The 15,724-nt window shown below is 42.4% G+C and carries 11 protein-coding genes; 2 read left to right on the top strand and 9 right to left on the bottom strand.

Annotated elements, in window-relative coordinates; all coding sequences use genetic code 11:
* Positions 1-22 precede the first annotated feature (22 nt).
* From FIV01_RS12055 to hemL, 9 genes are all read right to left on the bottom strand, one after another.
* Positions 23-1,015: an ABC transporter ATP-binding protein gene (locus tag FIV01_RS12055; RefSeq protein WP_152431219.1), complete on the bottom strand. Its 993-nt coding sequence runs from the start codon at positions 1,013-1,015 to the stop codon at positions 23-25.
* Between the two features lie 36 nt (positions 1,016-1,051).
* Positions 1,052-2,035, bottom strand: a complete 984-nt coding sequence (locus tag FIV01_RS12050; protein WP_152431218.1) for an ABC transporter ATP-binding protein — start codon at positions 2,033-2,035, stop codon at positions 1,052-1,054.
* Positions 2,032-3,063 carry an ABC transporter permease gene (locus FIV01_RS12045; protein ID WP_415846706.1) on the bottom strand — a complete coding sequence of 344 codons (1,032 nt, stop codon included), beginning with the start codon at positions 3,061-3,063 and terminating at the stop codon, positions 2,032-2,034. The genes FIV01_RS12050 and FIV01_RS12045 overlap by 4 nt, the downstream gene beginning before the upstream one ends.
* Positions 3,060-4,049 (bottom strand): ABC transporter permease, encoded by a 990-nt coding sequence (locus tag FIV01_RS12040; RefSeq protein ID WP_152431217.1) that lies wholly within the window; start codon positions 4,047-4,049, stop codon positions 3,060-3,062. Before FIV01_RS12040 ends, FIV01_RS12045 begins: the two co-directional genes overlap by 4 nt.
* Positions 4,050-4,207: 158 nt before the next feature.
* The gene (locus FIV01_RS12035; RefSeq protein WP_152431216.1) at positions 4,208-5,881 is read right to left on the bottom strand and encodes an ABC transporter substrate-binding protein; all 1,674 of its coding nucleotides are present in this window, start codon (positions 5,879-5,881) and stop codon (positions 4,208-4,210) included.
* A 585-nt stretch (positions 5,882-6,466) separates the two neighbouring features.
* Complete coding sequence (locus tag FIV01_RS12030) at positions 6,467-9,853, bottom strand: hybrid sensor histidine kinase/response regulator (RefSeq protein ID WP_152431215.1); 3,387 nt, start codon at positions 9,851-9,853, stop codon at positions 6,467-6,469.
* A 194-nt stretch (positions 9,854-10,047) separates the two neighbouring features.
* Positions 10,048-11,070 (bottom strand): 16S rRNA (guanine(1207)-N(2))-methyltransferase RsmC, encoded by a 1,023-nt coding sequence (rsmC, locus tag FIV01_RS12025; protein WP_152431214.1) that lies wholly within the window; start codon positions 11,068-11,070, stop codon positions 10,048-10,050.
* A 77-nt stretch (positions 11,071-11,147) separates the two neighbouring features.
* Positions 11,148-12,233, bottom strand: a complete 1,086-nt coding sequence (locus FIV01_RS12020) for an AI-2E family transporter (RefSeq protein WP_152431213.1) — start codon at positions 12,231-12,233, stop codon at positions 11,148-11,150.
* 271 nt (positions 12,234-12,504) lie between these two features.
* Positions 12,505-13,797 carry a glutamate-1-semialdehyde 2,1-aminomutase gene (hemL, locus tag FIV01_RS12015; RefSeq protein ID WP_152431212.1) on the bottom strand — a complete coding sequence of 431 codons (1,293 nt, stop codon included), beginning with the start codon at positions 13,795-13,797 and terminating at the stop codon, positions 12,505-12,507.
* A 253-nt stretch (positions 13,798-14,050) separates the two neighbouring features.
* On the opposite strand from hemL, the gene erpA reads away from it, so the two are divergent.
* Positions 14,051-14,392: an iron-sulfur cluster insertion protein ErpA gene (gene erpA, locus FIV01_RS12010; RefSeq protein WP_114785255.1), complete on the top strand. Its 342-nt coding sequence runs from the start codon at positions 14,051-14,053 to the stop codon at positions 14,390-14,392.
* Between the two features lie 245 nt (positions 14,393-14,637).
* Positions 14,638-15,720, top strand: a complete 1,083-nt coding sequence (locus FIV01_RS12005; protein ID WP_152431211.1) for an efflux RND transporter periplasmic adaptor subunit — start codon at positions 14,638-14,640, stop codon at positions 15,718-15,720.
* Positions 15,721-15,724 lie beyond the last annotated feature (4 nt).

The following is a 15,724-nucleotide window of genomic DNA, read 5'->3' as shown; positions in this document are numbered from 1 at the left end:
ATGATGATTTGGCTAAAGTTTATTATTGGTGTAAGTAACAGCGAACAAAGTGGTTGCTTGATAGCTGTGTGATGTCCGGCAGTTGTTGTTTGCATTTTTGAGTAGAATGAGGACATCGAGCTGCAAATGGGCAGCCTGAAGAGCTTGGTGTCCAAAGGGGGATTTCTCCTTTTTTACCGTCTAATTGGGTATGAATAGATTTACTTGGATCAGGTACGGCAGAGATAAGTAACTGTGTATAGGGGTGTTGAGGCTGGTGGATAACTTCTTCAGTGTCTCCCCATTCGACCATATGACCGACATACATAACCGCAATGTCTTCAGCTATATAACGCGCTGTTGCTATATCATGGGTTATATAAAGTAGTGACATTTTTTTCTCAAACTTCATTTCCTCCATGAGATTTAGCACTCCTGCGCGAATAGACACATCAAGCATTGAAGTTGGCTCATCGGCTAATACCACTTCTGCTTCTACTGCTATATTGCGCGCAAGATTCACTCTTTGACGTTGCCCTCCTGAAAGCTGGTGAGGGAACTTACTGGCTGTTTCTTTTGCAGGAATTAAGCCTACTTGCTCTAAGAGCGCATACACGCGCTCCTGCAATTCTTTTTTGTTGTTTGTTGCGACTTTTTTATGAATCAATAGAGGGCGGGCTAGATGATGAAAAATGTTGTGTGTTGGGTTGAGAGAACTAAAAGGGTCTTGCCATACCATTTGTACCCCTTTTCGATAGCTCTTTAGTTCAGAGCGAGAGCGAAAAGAGGCGAGATCTTTGCCTTTATAGTGAATCGAGCCTGAGTTTGGCGCATACATTTTGGCGATCATCTTGGCAGTGGTTGATTTGCCAGAGCCAGACTCTCCAACCACGGAAAGACCACGACTCTTATACATTTTAAAGGACACGTCATTAATCGCGCGCATCATTGGCTGTTTTAATGCGTTACTATTAATCGGAAAGTCTTTGATAAGGTTTTTCCCTTCAACGAGTAGCTGCCCATATTCATCGCTCATTATCGCCTCCTGTTTAGTGATCTTTATTGTCTCAATCTAACACTTGATTTGAGTGATAGGCTCACCGTAGAGGTGACAGTTAGAAAAATGGCTCGGCTCTATTTGGGTTAATTTTATGCTCTTTTGACGGCAAATATCTTTAACGTGCTGACAACGCGCTTGAAATCTGCAGCCTGACGGGATATCTAATAGATTGAGAGGGCTACCCGGAATTCCAGTCAGTTTCGTTTTAGGCCCAGTTAGTGAAGGAAAAGAGCTAGCTAAGCCTTCTGTGTAAGGATGGTAGGGAGCATTGAGAATCTTGTTTGATGGAGCAACTTCAACTAACTCGCCTGAATACATAACACCAATGCGGTCAGAAAACTCAACCATGAGTGAAAGATCATGGGTGATAAATAAAACGGCAAAGCCAAACTCTTCTTTTAAAGCGTAAATCTTTTGCAAGATCTCCCTTTGCACCACGACATCTAAAGCCGTTGTTGGCTCATCCATAATGATCATTTTGGGATTCAGTGCTAAAGCAATGGCAATCACAAGACGCTGACGCATACCACCAGAAAATTGATGAGGATAATCATTTAAGCGGCTAGGGTGAATATCGACAATCTCAAGCAGTCCCTCAGCTCTTTTTCGCGCTTGATGTCGAGTCATATTGGTATGACACATAATCACATCGCAAAATTGCTCTTCCATGGTTAAGACAGGGTTTAAGGCGTTCATCGCACTTTGGAAAACCATAGACATTTCCTTCCAGCGGAATGTCTGCATACGTTCATCGCTATATTTGAGTATGTCGTTACCGTTAAACAGGATTTCACCAGCGCTGATGTAAGCGGGCGGCTTGTGTAGCCGCATGAGTGAAAAAGCCACGGTGGATTTTCCGCATCCAGATTCACCTGCCAAACCAAATACTTCTCCCGCAGCAATATCAAAGCTGACATTGCTGCATGCTCTTACATCTCCTGCATCGGTAATATAATCAACACATAGGTTGCGGATAGAAACGAGAGGATTAGTCATAGTGATTTTTCTCCGCTGCAAAGTGGGTTTTGTGGTTTGAATTCTTGCAGGGGCGTTTGCTGCTGACGGGATAACTTCTGCCAACGTTTTAGGCCTTTATGCGATCGCAACTGAGGGTTTGCTATTTCGTCTACGGCAAAATTTAGTAAAGCAAGTCCAGTAACAAGAAGAATGAGTGCGGCGCAAGGAGTCAATAACTCCCACCAAGCACCAATTAGCATGGAAGAGGAAGTTTGTACGTTATAAAGCATGATTCCCCAACTGACAGTATTGGGATCGCCAAGACCAAGAAAAGAAATCGTTGCTTCCATCATAATGGCGTACATAACAGAACCGATGAAGCTTGCTCCAACAATAGGGATTAAATTAGGCAAAATTTCGACGAAAATGATTCGCCATCGAGATTCGCCTAAAACTTCTGCGGCTTTAACAAACTCTTTTTCACGCAATGCTAAAGTTTGAGCGCGAATAACTCTTGCACCCCAAGCCCAAGCGGTAAGACCTATGATAAGCGCAATGGTGAGTGGGCCTGCTTCCCCGATAAATGCGGCTAAAACAAATAACAGAGGATATTGAGGTATCACTAGCATGATATTCATTGCTGCGGTTAATATATCATCAATACGACCACCGAAATATCCAGCCGAGATACCGATAACGGTGGCAAACAAGCACACACTTAAACCTGCTCCAAATCCAACGCTTAGGGAAACTCGTGCGCCATGAACAAATTGAGACCATACGTCTCGTCCCATGCGTGTTGTACCCAATATATGGTCGGCTTTTTTTGACATGACCATGGTGCGCCTATCTGTCGCAAGGTTTTTGGCTATCCATCCATCAGGGTGAGATTGGGCTGACTTTACGATAATTGAAGGGTATTCATGCGGGTTACCAGTCCGTTTGTTCGGCGCATGTTTGGTTAGTATTGGTGCAGCTAATGCAATGACAACAAAGATACCAATAATTAAGCTACCGATAAGAGCTAAGCGGTTTCCCCAGATAAGTCTGAGTAGCACTTTTATCATGAATGACCTCCTTGACGCAGGCGTGGGTCAAGGACGACATATAAAATGTCAGCCAAGAGATTAAAAAACAGCATAAACAAGGTCATAATAAGAAGCTGTCCTTGCAACACCTGATAGTCACGGGCTTTTATTGCGTTAAAAAGAACAGAACCTAAGCCCGGATAGTTAAAAATGATCTCTATGATCAACTGCCCACCGATAGCCATACCAAGAGCCATAGATAAAGCGGTGACACTTGGAAGCAGTGCATTACGAGCAGCATAGTTAAATATCACTCGCTGCTGACTGAGGCCTTTACCTTTGGCCATCGTAATATAGTCTTCAGCAAGCAAGTTGATCATGTTATTGCGCATATTGACCAAGAAGCCGCCAATCTGAACAATTGAGGCGCAAAATAGGGGAAGTACAGCGTGATAGGTGACATCTTTTATAAAACCCCAGTTGGTCCAATCGGGCGTTGTTCCTGCCGTATAGGCATAACCTGTGGGAAACCACTTCAAACCAATCGCAAAGACAAACATAGCAATCATAGCGATGACAACCTGTGGTACCGCTTGGATGACAAGCATGCCAGGAGTAATGAAGGCATCGTATTTACTACCACGCTTCCAAGCCGCGTAGATACCTAAAATAGAGCCTAGAGAGAAAGAGAGAACCACTGCACTGCCAGCAAGAAAGAGAGACCAGCCAAAAGCGCCGCCAAGTAATTCACTGACAGGCAGCGGGTAAAACTGGATTGATGTGCCTAGTTCCCAACTTAGGATATTTTTCATGTAGGCAATATATTGAACAAATAGCCCGCCATCGACAAATCCAAGAAGCTCTTTCATTGCAGCAATTCGCTCAGGTGTCACCTGCACTGAAGCATTGGCAAACATCATAGTGACAGGATCGCCCGGCATGGCTCTTGGTATAATAAAATTTAGGGTTGCAGCAACCAAAAGTGCCACGCAGTAAAATGATAACCGCCTTAAGAAATAACCCATTACCTAGCTCCTTGCTCGATTTATCTATACGCTGTTTGTGAGTTATCGATAAAGTTCAAGGTGCAACCTGTCCTAGCGAGATACGCCATATACCAATAACTTAAGCTATATAGAAATGAAAGCAGCGTCTGATTTTGAGGCGCTGCTATGGTGTTGTTTTATTGAACGGGCTTTAAATCTAATACATGAAGAAGGCGCTCAGGAATACCTGCCCAGATATTGGGACGACCTTTTGGATTATCTTCGTTCCACCAGCCCGTAAAGCGCGTAGTATTGTATTGATACATGTAGGCACCAGATAACACAGGAATCGTTACCTGATCTGTGGCAATGATCTTTTGTATACCGTGGGCGATATCCAGTTGCTCTTTTCTATTCGCCGTTTTGTAAAAGCTATTGAGCAGTTTATCTAGTTTGTTATTTTGGTAAAAGTGCATGGCAAAACGGGGCATACCTTCACCAGATTGAAGTGCTGAATTATAAGCACTATTCCAATAGGTATAAGGGTCAGCACCATGGAAATAATTGGTGTAGGCAACATCGTATTTTGCCTCGAGCATAGCTTGGTTATAAACAGAGAAATCTGGTGTACGTGCTTTAGCTTTTATGCCAACCTCCGCGAGCTGCTCAACCGCTAACTGAACTGTGTTATTAAAGTCAGTCCAACCGTTAGGGGATTGAATCAATAGTTCGAATGCTAGGCCTGAAGGCGTCTCAACAAAGCCATCTTGATTGATATCTTTAAATCCGGCTTGAGCCAGTAAGTTTTTTGAGCCTTTAACATTATAAGTGTTATAGGCCTTGTACTTATTATGGATGCTTTCGTCTGACCAAGACTCAAAGGCATAACCTAGACCAGAAGCAAAATCATTCACTGTACCGCCGCCATAGAAAGCAATATCAATAATGGTCTGCCTATCGAGGGCCATAGAAAATGCCCGTCTAAAATCGACATTGGTGAGCGCCTCACGTTTGGCAGGATCAGGGTTTTTGAAGTTAATAACGAAAGCTTGAGTGCCTGACGGTGGATACCAGTAGTGGTGATTGGGGTTGGAAGCTGCGTAGGTACGATCGATATCTGGAATAAATGAGGATGTCCAGTCGAGCTCACCATTGACGACTTTACCCAAGAACTGGTCATTGTTCGCAATCTGTGGAACCCTCAAGCAATCAACCTCGAGGTTTTTAGAATCCCAATAATTAGGGTTGCGACATTGAATATAGAGTTGGGATGTGAAAGTGTCGATTTCTGTAAAAGGGCCGGAACCGACAGGGTTTTTGTTTAAAAAGGTGGAAGGGTTTTTAACATTTTTCCAGATGTGTTCTGGCACAATGGGAACTTTAACTATCTCATAAGGAGCATTAGAGTTCGCTTCTGTAAGCTCGAATCTAACTCGGTAGTCGTTGATTCTTTTTACACTGGAAACCCATGAATTGATACCACTTTGGTCAAGCTCTGGGTTGTTTTTCACTAGATTAAAGGAGTAAACCACATCGTTTGCGTTAAAGTTCTGGCCATCAGACCAATTTACATCTTGGCGTAAGTCAAATGTGACATTGGTAAGATCTTTTGATAGCGAGTAGCTGCTCGCTAAGCGAAAAACAGGCTTATTCCCCTGCATTTCATTGAATACAACCAAGGGCTCATAGATGAAATCCCATGTAGTATGTAGATGAGTAGCGCCTAAATAGGGGTTAAAGTTACGTACGAATGTGGAAAATTCTTTGGGATGAATGGTTAGCTCGCTGCGCTCAGTTGCCACAGCTGCGGGACTTAGCCCCGCAGCTGTGATAACTGTAGCTAGCACTGTTTTCGTTGTATTGGCAAGCATAGCTGTTCCTTACTTTTTGCTTTCATGTCACATAGATAGCCACGTGTTTTCAACGATAAGCATTTCCCAGCAGCTACCTCAATATTAATGACTTTGAAATGTCATTTGACTAATAAGAGTGGCCTGTAGACACTAGGTCAACTAAGCAAACACTCTATTGTTTCATTAGGCAATTCTATTTCTCGTTAAAAGTGTTAAAAGCCCTGCGGTTATCGTTAATGACGTTAAATGCAAAGTATTACGATTTGTATCCCTAGCCTTACAATGGGCTTTGCAAGCTCAATTTTGCACGTTAAAATAAGTTTATGTGAGTGTTTACTTACGTTTCTTCCCAGAAAAATCTTTAGTTTGTAAATGTGAGCTTCTTTATGAGATCATTGTCACTAGTGTAATTATTGGCAGTGGTATTGACCTGAATAAATTCTGCCGTCTTGTTGTGATTACGTTCTCAAACTGATGATTTTATGCCAATTTATCCAATTAATATTGCAAGTTATGCCGGATTATAGCTTCATACATTCGTCAATTCTTAAAGCATTTTGGTGCTGATCTTATGGTTCGGGAACACTGAGTATCTATCAATACCTAGTTTGTTAGTAAGTGCTGAAGTTTATCATGCAAATTTTCAATGTGGCTTCGCTCTGGAGTCATTTCTTTGCAGTGCTCTAGAATGAACTCCAATGAACTCAATACAGTCCTCCAGCGTGGAGTTTTAGGTAAGGTTTCTACCCTCAAATATTTATCTAGAGTTCGCGTTTGCAATGTACTGCGATCTAAATAGACTCGCCATAAGCCACTTTGTTCAGCAAAATCAAACTTACTTAGACCGGTCACATGTTCCCAGTAGGCAAGCCCGCTGGTCATCGAATCAACCAGTATTTCACGCATGATTTCTTGTTTTGATTTTTCACTATGAGCGCCTCTTTCGATAAGATCGCTAAATTCATCTCCAAGCTCTTTGAGCTCGAGAAGTTTTGCTTTATCACCTTCAAAGGCGTAACTAGAAAGGGCTTCTACCGCCGTTTCTAAATGATTTAAGCGCGTGGTGTTAACTCCACCTCCAAGGTCAAAAATATACATTGATTTGAGTCCAGAGTTGATCGGGAGGCTAATTATATCTGCAGAGAGAGATTGGCGGACTTCATCAACGTAGACATCGATAGGGCCACAGTAATGAGGTTTTTTGATTTCTAGGAATTTACGAGAGATAAGCTCATCCGCTTTCGAGCGCTTAAGCTGCTCTGAAGTGCGCTTAAAGAGTAAGGAAGCCGCTTCATTGGTGAAACGTATTCTATTGTCATCTCTGACACATATGATGGCTTCAGGTGCAGATTCTAGTTGTTCTAATAAACGTCCTTGTGTTTCAAGTAAGCTGGCTTCGACTCTAGCTCTTTGTTGTATTTCACTTTTGAGCTGTTGATTCTCAACTCTACGCATTTCGGCTTTACTTGCTGTCAGATGTGCTTTTATTCTAGCGGCAAGCTCTTGTTTATTAAATGGCTTTGATAAGTAATCATTGGCGCCAGCGTCAAATCCTCTAACCCTGTCCTCAGGCTGATTTAAGGCAGTTAACATAATAATGGGTAGCTGGGCATGATCGAATTGCGTGCGTATGGTTTGGCAAACCTGATAACCACTGACACCTGGCATCATAATATCTAACAGCACGAGAGCTGGCTTTTCGTTATTAAGTGCCTTTAATGCTTCTTCTCCATTTTGAGCTGTTCTTATTCGGTATCCTTCTACGCGCAGGAAGCTGTCAAGAATTCTTAAGTTTACAGGCTCATCGTCAACGACCAGAAGTAAAGGCGCTGATTCATCTTCAGTAGTTGATGAGCTTTCAAAAGGCTCTATATCAATAACATCTGGAGCTTTGAAATGTAAACTGTCAGTACTATGAGTTTGCTCTATTTGAGTTTCAGATGCTTTCGGAAGCGTAAAGCTAAAGGTGGTTCCTACCATAGGTTGGCTGCTGACGTACAAGTGCCCCTTCATTAAATCGATCAATTGACGGCAAATTGAGAGGCCAAGACCAGCACCTTGCTGATAACGCCCATTATCACTGTTTGCCTGAGTTAGAGGCTCAAATATATGTTCTAACTGACCCGCAGGTATTCCTTGTCCCGTATCGACAACCTGAACACGAATATCATCGTCTATTTGGCATGCTGATATAACAATCTTACCTTCATTTGTATACTTGATAGCGTTACCAATTAGGTTATAAAGAACCTGCTCTAGACGTTGTGGATCTGCGCATACCCATAAAGGTTCCTCTGGCACTTGGTTAATCACTCGAATGGGTTTGTTACCAATTAGGTGGGAAGAAAGTTCCATGACTAGGCGCGCAGCCCCCGATATATTGACGGCTCTTGCCTCAATATCCAGCTTTCCGTAGCGCATTTTGTGATAATCAAGTAAGTCGTCAACCAAATTTGCTAGGCGTTGGCCACTCTTGACGATAATATCCAGTTGATACCTATGATCGGCCGTCATCGGACCATTGGCTCCAGATATCAGCGCTTCTGCTATCCCTACCATGCCATGAAGTGGGGTTCTGAGCTCATGAGATGTAGTTGCGAGAAACTCATCTTTGAGCCGATTGGTAAGTTGCAGATCTTCATTTTGTCTTTGGATCACTTGAAGGTTTTTCTCAAGCTCCATATTTTGCTTTTCAATTAATTGTATTTTGTCACGTATTGAGCGCTGCATACGCTCGAAACTAAGTGCGAGCCTGCCAATCTCATCTTTACGCTGGGTATTGACTATGTCTGTATCGAGGTTTCCCGCAGATACTTTTTCTGCTGTCCAAGTTAGCCTTAATAAAGGCGCTGTAATAAATTGAGAAAGGTAATGAGAGGCAAGGATCACCAGTGCAATGGCAATCAGCATGGCAAAAATAAAGATGGTTTCGAGTTGGTGCACGCGAGCAAAGGCTACCTTCTCAGGCACTTCAACAATAATCGCCCAATTAATACCACTAAAGGAAACCTGACTATAGGCGGCAATAATACCGTCACCTAACTTATTGATATAGGTGCCAACCGCCGTATCGCCACTAAGAGCTTTGCCAACCACTTGATAGCTATTATCAATGTCTTCTTGTTGTATCTTCAATGCTCTGGAGAGATGGTCTTGACCAACAAGTAAAGTTCTCATCTCAGCGGTGTCTTTATGATCAGAAATAAGCTTGGTTATTTCATTATTAGGCAAGCGGAACATAGCATAGCTATGGAGGTAGCCCTGCTGAATAATAGGAGCGCCAAGCCAAGCGACTTGCTTTTTGCCATCTACCCTGAAATCCGAGGTGATGATAGGCGTATATTCTTCATTGGTTTTACGCTCTTGTGTTACTTCATCTATAAGCTTTTGAAATGTATTACCAAGATGGGTGTTTTTGTAGCGCCCTGTGAGTAGATTTGTACCAAAATTGTCGTATTTGAGGGTAGAGTAAGTCACGTTACCTTCCAAATCGACTAACAGAATATCATCAAAATCAGAGCGTCTTAAAAGCTCAACATAGGCTCTATGGTAACGCTTATGAAGCAAACGGTATCTCTCGGTACCGTTATATAAATTAGATTGAGGAAGAATAGAGGTCTTGACTTGATCTCCTGAGCCCTTGATATAGCGCTGTTGTGCGTATTCCCGGGCTTGCTCTATGTCCAAACCTAAGCTGCGAAAGGCATTCACTAAGCCATAAAAACGCCCCCCACTGGCGTAAGCCAACTCTGAGCGGACAAAACCCATTACTTCAGATTGTTTGGCCGTCATGTAATCTAAAAGCTGCTGCTTTTTATTGTCACGTACCGAAACTAAATGGGATGTACTTTGCTTTTCAAGATCTTGACTGTGAGAGTGCAGGAAAAACAATGCGACAGCGGTGAGAGGGGTAATGCTCAGTATCATAAAGGCGAGCATGAGAGTGTGTTTTAGTCGCTTAAATCTCTGTTTTCTATATAACTTAAACATAAGCTTGGCTTAACTTTCCCTAGTGTAGGCTGGCATTAGAATGCTCAAGCAAAAACGTAAACCACTTAGAATGACAAAATTAACGAGTTTTTTTACTTTGACAAGTAAGTTAGATGCAAAGCGTGGAATCAACCTGAATTTTTTGTCGTAAGAAGGGCTTAAGCTCAATAGTCGATTGGTATTGAGCTTATTAATTATTTTTTTGCGTGATAAATTGCAAATTTGTTGGTCTTGTTTATTGTCTCACAATGACCAAAGGCATCACTAATAATCGGTGGGTATTTGAGAAAACTATTCGCTACGATAAACAACTGACCTTCTTCTATTTGGTATCTTGGCGCATGGGCAAGAAGAAACTCTGTCGCATCATAACTCGTTTCTAATCCAGAGTGAAAAGGTGGATTACTGATGATAAATTGATAATCCTTACTGGTATTGGAGTAAACATCAGAAGCAAACACTTTTCCAGTCAAGTCATTGGCTGCTAACGTTGCTATGCTTGACTCTACTGCTAGTGCATTGATATCACACATTTCTAACTCTATGTCAGGATTTATACTTTTCATGACACAGCCAATAACGCCTGCTCCGCAGCCAAAATCAAGCACCTTACCATGAAGGGCAGGCAGGCTGTCTAATAGTAACTGACTTCCTACATCAAATTGACCGTGACTAAATACGCCGGGCAAACTTCTTATAACAAGCTGCTGATTTTTGTAGTTAACCGTATATTCTTTAAACCAGTCATTGATGGAAAAGTATGCTGGTTGCTGGGTACACTTTCCCCAATAGAAAGAACAACGTCTTGCTGAGTCAAATTTGCCAATGGAACCAAAAGGCTTGAACATCTTTTCTACACTTTTTATGCCAGAGCGATTTTCTCCTACGATGACAACTTCAGTATCAACGCCTAGTTTGCAAAGTAGCATGGTCAATAAAAACTCAGCCTCTGCTTTGGCTTTTGGCCAGTAAAGCAAAATCATATCGGCTTTGGTTTCTTTATCGAACTCTGAGCCAAATACAGTAGATAGCTGCTCACAAGGTTCAAGCTGGCGGTAATAACTGTAGTTAGTGGTAAAAACAGTCACAGACTCACAGTGTTTTGTAAGCTCTATTGGAAACAGATCTTCTAGCTCACCAGCAACAATAAGGCTTTTACCTGCGAAATAGTCGAGTTGTCTCTGTGCAATTTGGCTCGGGGCAATATAGGCAGACATAATAGGCTCTGGAAAAAAAAGATGGGGGATTTTCTCACAATCCCCCGAATTCTTGAAGCCTGCTTTTCTATCAGAGCTTAGTTTTGATCTTGCTCATCGAGGAAGTGTTTGAATTCTTCCTCATAAATATTAAACAGCACCATTGTGATAGCGAAGATTAGTGGTCCGTAGATGAGCCCTATTAATCCAAACAAATGGAGTCCTCCGAGCAGGGAGAAGAAAATCATTAATGTGTTCATTCCCGCACTGCCTTGCATCAAAAATGGTCTGAGTAAGTTATCGATCGAACCAACCACAGCGATGCTCCATATTGTAAGGAATATTCCCCATGTTGTGTCGCCGGTTAAAAATAGGTAGATAGCCGCAGGTATCCAAATTAATGCGGTACCTACCACAGGGATAAATGAAGCGAATCCCATCATGGTTCCCCAGAAAAGACCTTGGAAGCCTGCTAACCACATACCTATGCCTCCGGCAAAGCCTTGTGCGATCGCGGTTAGAAAAGATCCCATTACTGCTGATTTTGATACTTTTTCTACTTCTTCAAGCAGTTTGTCCTCTTGGCTTCGAGATAGTGGGAGGATATGACGTATTGCTGCAATAATCGTATCGTGGTCGCGAAGCAAGAAAAATAACACAAATAGCATCAAAAAGAAGTTGAGCAGAAAACTGGTGGCATCTCCAAGGATCTTGGCGCTAATTCCTACTAAATTGGTACCAAATGATGTCGCAAACTGAGCAATTTTTTGACCAACTTCTTGTGGTTTAATTTCGTCAAACGGGAGGTAAGTATTAATTATAGATAAAGCTTTTACTATCCATGGATGCTCAAATAAGGCCTGAATGCCGCCTTGTGTAACCCACTGATACACATTCTGTGAAAAAGTAGAGCCTTGTTGAACAATGGCTGCAAAAACAAATAGAAGTGGTAAGACAATGATAACAGAGAGTAGCATGCAAGAAAGTAATGAGGCTAGATTCTTTTGACTGCCCACGCGTGTTTCGATTTTATCATGTATGGGAAACATCAAAAGCGATATGATGAAGGCCATGACAATAGAGTTTATATAAGGCTCAACCAACAAGAAACAGGCAAAGCCTGCCGCGAGAAGAGCAACAACGATCACCCAATGGCTGGATGTAATTTTAAATTTTCCTGACACGTTTGCGATCCAATTATTCAGTTAGATGTAGGTATAATGGCCATAATCTGCTGAGTCTTCAACGTAAAACCAAAGTGTTATGTCTAGAGGAAAATTTAATGGGATGTTGTAATGAGGAAAAACCTTGCTGTACAGGCACTCGAGCCAAGCGAAAAATACCTTGGTTTTGGTTAATGGTGATTTTACTGAGTGTATTGGTTATTTTGTATTGGAATTAATACCAACTAGGAATCACCAGATTTTTGGGTGATTCCTAGTTGTTGGAAACGTATCAGGCTTCTTTCGCTAAAAGAGCAAAACAGCGGTCAGCAGCTTCGAGCGTTGCTTCAATTTCTTTGCTTCCATGAGCCAGTGATGTAAAGCTGGCTTCAAACGCTGAAGGAGCTAGGTAAACACCGTGCTCAAGCATTAAATGGAAGAAGCGCTTAAATCGCTCGACATCACATTTAGCCACATCTTCATAGCGAGTTATTTGTGTTTGCTCGGTGAAGAAAAAGCCAAACATGCCGCCCACTTGATTGACTACGAGTGGGATTCCATGTTGTTCTGCGAGTGATTTAAAGCCCTTGGCGAGCTGTTGTGTCTTAGTGGCTAAATTTTGCTCATTACCCTCTTCTTTTAGTAGGTTCAGGCACGCATACCCAGCGGCCATGGCAATTGGATTACCTGATAGAGTGCCAGCCTGATATACAGGACCTGTTGGAGCTATGTGCTGCATTATTGCTTTTTTACCACCAAAGGCGCCCACAGGCATTCCACCACCAATGACTTTTCCTAAGGTTGTTATATCAGGAGTTATTTTGTAGTAACCCTGAGCTCCGCCCAACGCCACTCGAAAGCCTGTCATAACCTCATCAAAGATAAGTAGGGCGCCTTCTTGATCACAGATTTCGCGCAGTCCTTCATGGAAACCCTCTACAGGAGGAATACAGTTCATATTCCCTGCAACTGGCTCAACAATAATACAAGCTATGTCGCCTTTGTTTGCGGCAAAAAGCTCACGTACTGAATCTAAATCGTTGAATATTGCTGTTAGGGTGTGCTTAGCGAAATCCGCTGGGACGCCTGGTGAGCTTGGCTGACCTAAAGTAAGTGCGCCCGATCCAGCTTTTACGAGTAAGCTATCAGCATGGCCATGGTAACAGCCTTCAAACTTAATAATTTTATCTCGTCCTGTGTAACCACGGGCCAGGCGAATGGCACTCATTGTTGCTTCAGTGCCTGAGCTTACCATGCGAACTTGTTCCATAGATGGCACTAACTCGGAAACCAGCTCTGCCATTTTAATTTCCATTTCAGTTGGAGCGCCAAAGCTTAGGCCTCTTTGCGCGGCCTCAATCACGGCTTCACGCACAACTGCATGATTATGCCCAAGGATCATGGGGCCCCAAGATCCAACGTAATCAATATACGCTTTTGCATCAGCATCAAAAATTAACGGACCGTCCGCACGCTCTACAAAAATAGGTGCTCCGCCTACACCATTAAAAGCACGCACAGGAGAATTAACTCCTCCAGGAATCGTTTGTTGGGCTTTTTCGTAAAGCTCTGCTGATTTGGTCATGGATATACCCTCATTTTGATTACTTCGGACCAATTTAGGCGCACATTGTACATGGTCATCTTTATACATGAAACATTTTGCAGTCCAGTATGTGTTTTTTTCGTCACTAAAGTAGTGATTTAACGAAAAAAAATAAGCTTAGATGGTGAATACTTGAACGGAGCACTCAGGTATTAGATAATAAGAAGAACTAAAATAATGATGTATTCGATAGTAACCATGTTTATTGGATCGAAATGTGAGAGAGGTCACTGTGAGTGAAGTCAATATTCCACTAACCTTTTCAGATGCTGCCGCCAACAGAGTGGGAGTGTTAATTGCTGAAGAAGAAAACCCAAACCTCAAGCTACGTGTCTATATCACAGGCGGCGGTTGTAGTGGCTTTCAATACGGTTTTACATTTGATGAGAATGTGAATGACGGTGATACAACGATAATTAATAGTGGTGTTACTTTAGTCGTTGACCCCATGAGTTTACAGTACCTTGTGGGGGGGGAAGTTGATTATACCGAAGGACTTGAAGGTTCACGCTTTTTCGTGAGTAACCCAAATGCAACAACAACTTGTGGTTGCGGCGCGTCGTTTAGCGTGTAAAGACTGATTTAAACAAGCCGTGTACCACCGCGGCTTTTGCCCCTCAGAATTATTTCCTTAACTGTTCACTTCTTATGTTTTTGAAATCAATCTGATCTAGTCCCTGCATGTCACAAACTCTCATCTGCTAGATGTAATAACTGAGACATTGGCTAAATTACTGGTTCAGCGTGTTTTATTTTTAGTGGGTTCATTTATATCCTGAGTTATTGAGATTTGATGCATATACTCGGCAAAGGATTGTTATGAGCAGATTGTCATTCTTCCAATTTCTTTCCTCAAAACCTTATATTTTGTCACTGGCTATTATTTTTGTTTTATCGATTTGGTTAGGGCTAGGGACGCTGATTGCTGAAGAAAATACGCTATCGAACACTTTGAATGATAGCCCTAAAGCAAAGGTCGGTTTCCAAACATATACTGCTCAAAAAGTTCAAAAGTCGATAAGTTTATATGGAAGAACAGCCCCTGATAAGCAAGCTAAATTGGGCGCGGAAATAGCGGGTAAGATTGTAGAGTTGGCGGTGGATAAAGGCGAAGCTGTCATTAAAGGGCAAGTGATTGCGCGTATCGATAAAGGTGATTTGGACATCCAGGTAGAACGAGCTAGTGCATTACTTAAAGTTAGGGAAAAGGAATACAAGGCAGTTCAATCTCTAAAAAATAAAGGACTACAAGGAGAGGTCGCTTTTAGTAAGGCTCAGGCAGACCTAATCGAAGCAAGAGCGGGGCTGAGAAATGCAAAACTTGCCCTTGCCAATACAGCAGTTAAAGCACCGTTTGGTGGTGCTATTGAGCGTTTATACATAGAGCTTGGTGATTTTGTCAGTGTTGGCGATCCTGTTGCAACATTAATTGATCTTCGTCAGATAGTAATAGAAGCCGATGTGAGCGAACGGCATATTCAAAACTTGGCGCTCCAGCAACCCGCTCAGGTGTCCTTTATCGATGATAATGAAGTTGAAGGTAAAGTCAGCTATATTTCCAGAGTTTCATCCCCTGAGACTAATACTTTTCCGATAGAAATCCTCTTGCCTAACCCTCAACAAAAAATCCCTGCCGGGGTGAGCGCTGAAGTGAAACTAAATCTTTATGAGCAGTTGGCAGTTAAAGTCACGCCAGCCATTCTTGCACTGGATGAATCCGGCAATTTGGGGGTAAAAACTCTGACTAATGAACAGGTTAACTTTGTACCAATTAAGTTAGTCAAAGCTGAACAAGACGGTGTCTGGCTTACAGGATTGGGAGAACAGGTAAGTATTATTACTGTCGGCCAGGGTTTTGTCCGCCATGGTGATACAGTGATTGCGGTCGAGCAAAAAAAGTGAGGGT

The sequence above is a fragment of the Vibrio aquimaris genome (assembly GCF_009363415.1).
Classification (GTDB): Bacteria; Pseudomonadota; Gammaproteobacteria; order Enterobacterales; family Vibrionaceae; genus Vibrio; species Vibrio aquimaris.
Note: the sequence above shows the minus strand (reverse complement) of the source record. Positions and strands in the feature narration are given on the sequence as shown.

Bases quoted from the DNA above. Each gene is read 5' to 3' on its own strand.
- FIV01_RS12055 (WP_152431219.1), bottom strand. From the start codon at position 1,015: ATGAGCGATGAATATGGGCAGCTACTCGTTGAAGGGAAAAACCTTATC.
- FIV01_RS12050 (WP_152431218.1), bottom strand. From the start codon at position 2,035: ATGACTAATCCTCTCGTTTCTATCCGCAACCTATGTGTTGATTATATT.
- FIV01_RS12045 (WP_415846706.1), bottom strand. From the start codon at position 3,063: ATGATAAAAGTGCTACTCAGACTTATCTGGGGAAACCGCTTAGCTCTT.
- FIV01_RS12040 (WP_152431217.1), bottom strand. From the start codon at position 4,049: ATGGGTTATTTCTTAAGGCGGTTATCATTTTACTGCGTGGCACTTTTG.
- FIV01_RS12035 (WP_152431216.1), bottom strand. From the start codon at position 5,881: ATGCTTGCCAATACAACGAAAACAGTGCTAGCTACAGTTATCACAGCT.
- FIV01_RS12030 (WP_152431215.1), bottom strand. From the start codon at position 9,853: ATGTTTAAGTTATATAGAAAACAGAGATTTAAGCGACTAAAACACACT.
- rsmC (WP_152431214.1), bottom strand. From the start codon at position 11,070: ATGTCTGCCTATATTGCCCCGAGCCAAATTGCACAGAGACAACTCGAC.
- hemL (WP_152431212.1), bottom strand. From the start codon at position 13,797: ATGACCAAATCAGCAGAGCTTTACGAAAAAGCCCAACAAACGATTCCT.
- FIV01_RS12005 (WP_152431211.1), top strand. From the start codon at position 14,638: ATGAGCAGATTGTCATTCTTCCAATTTCTTTCCTCAAAACCTTATATT.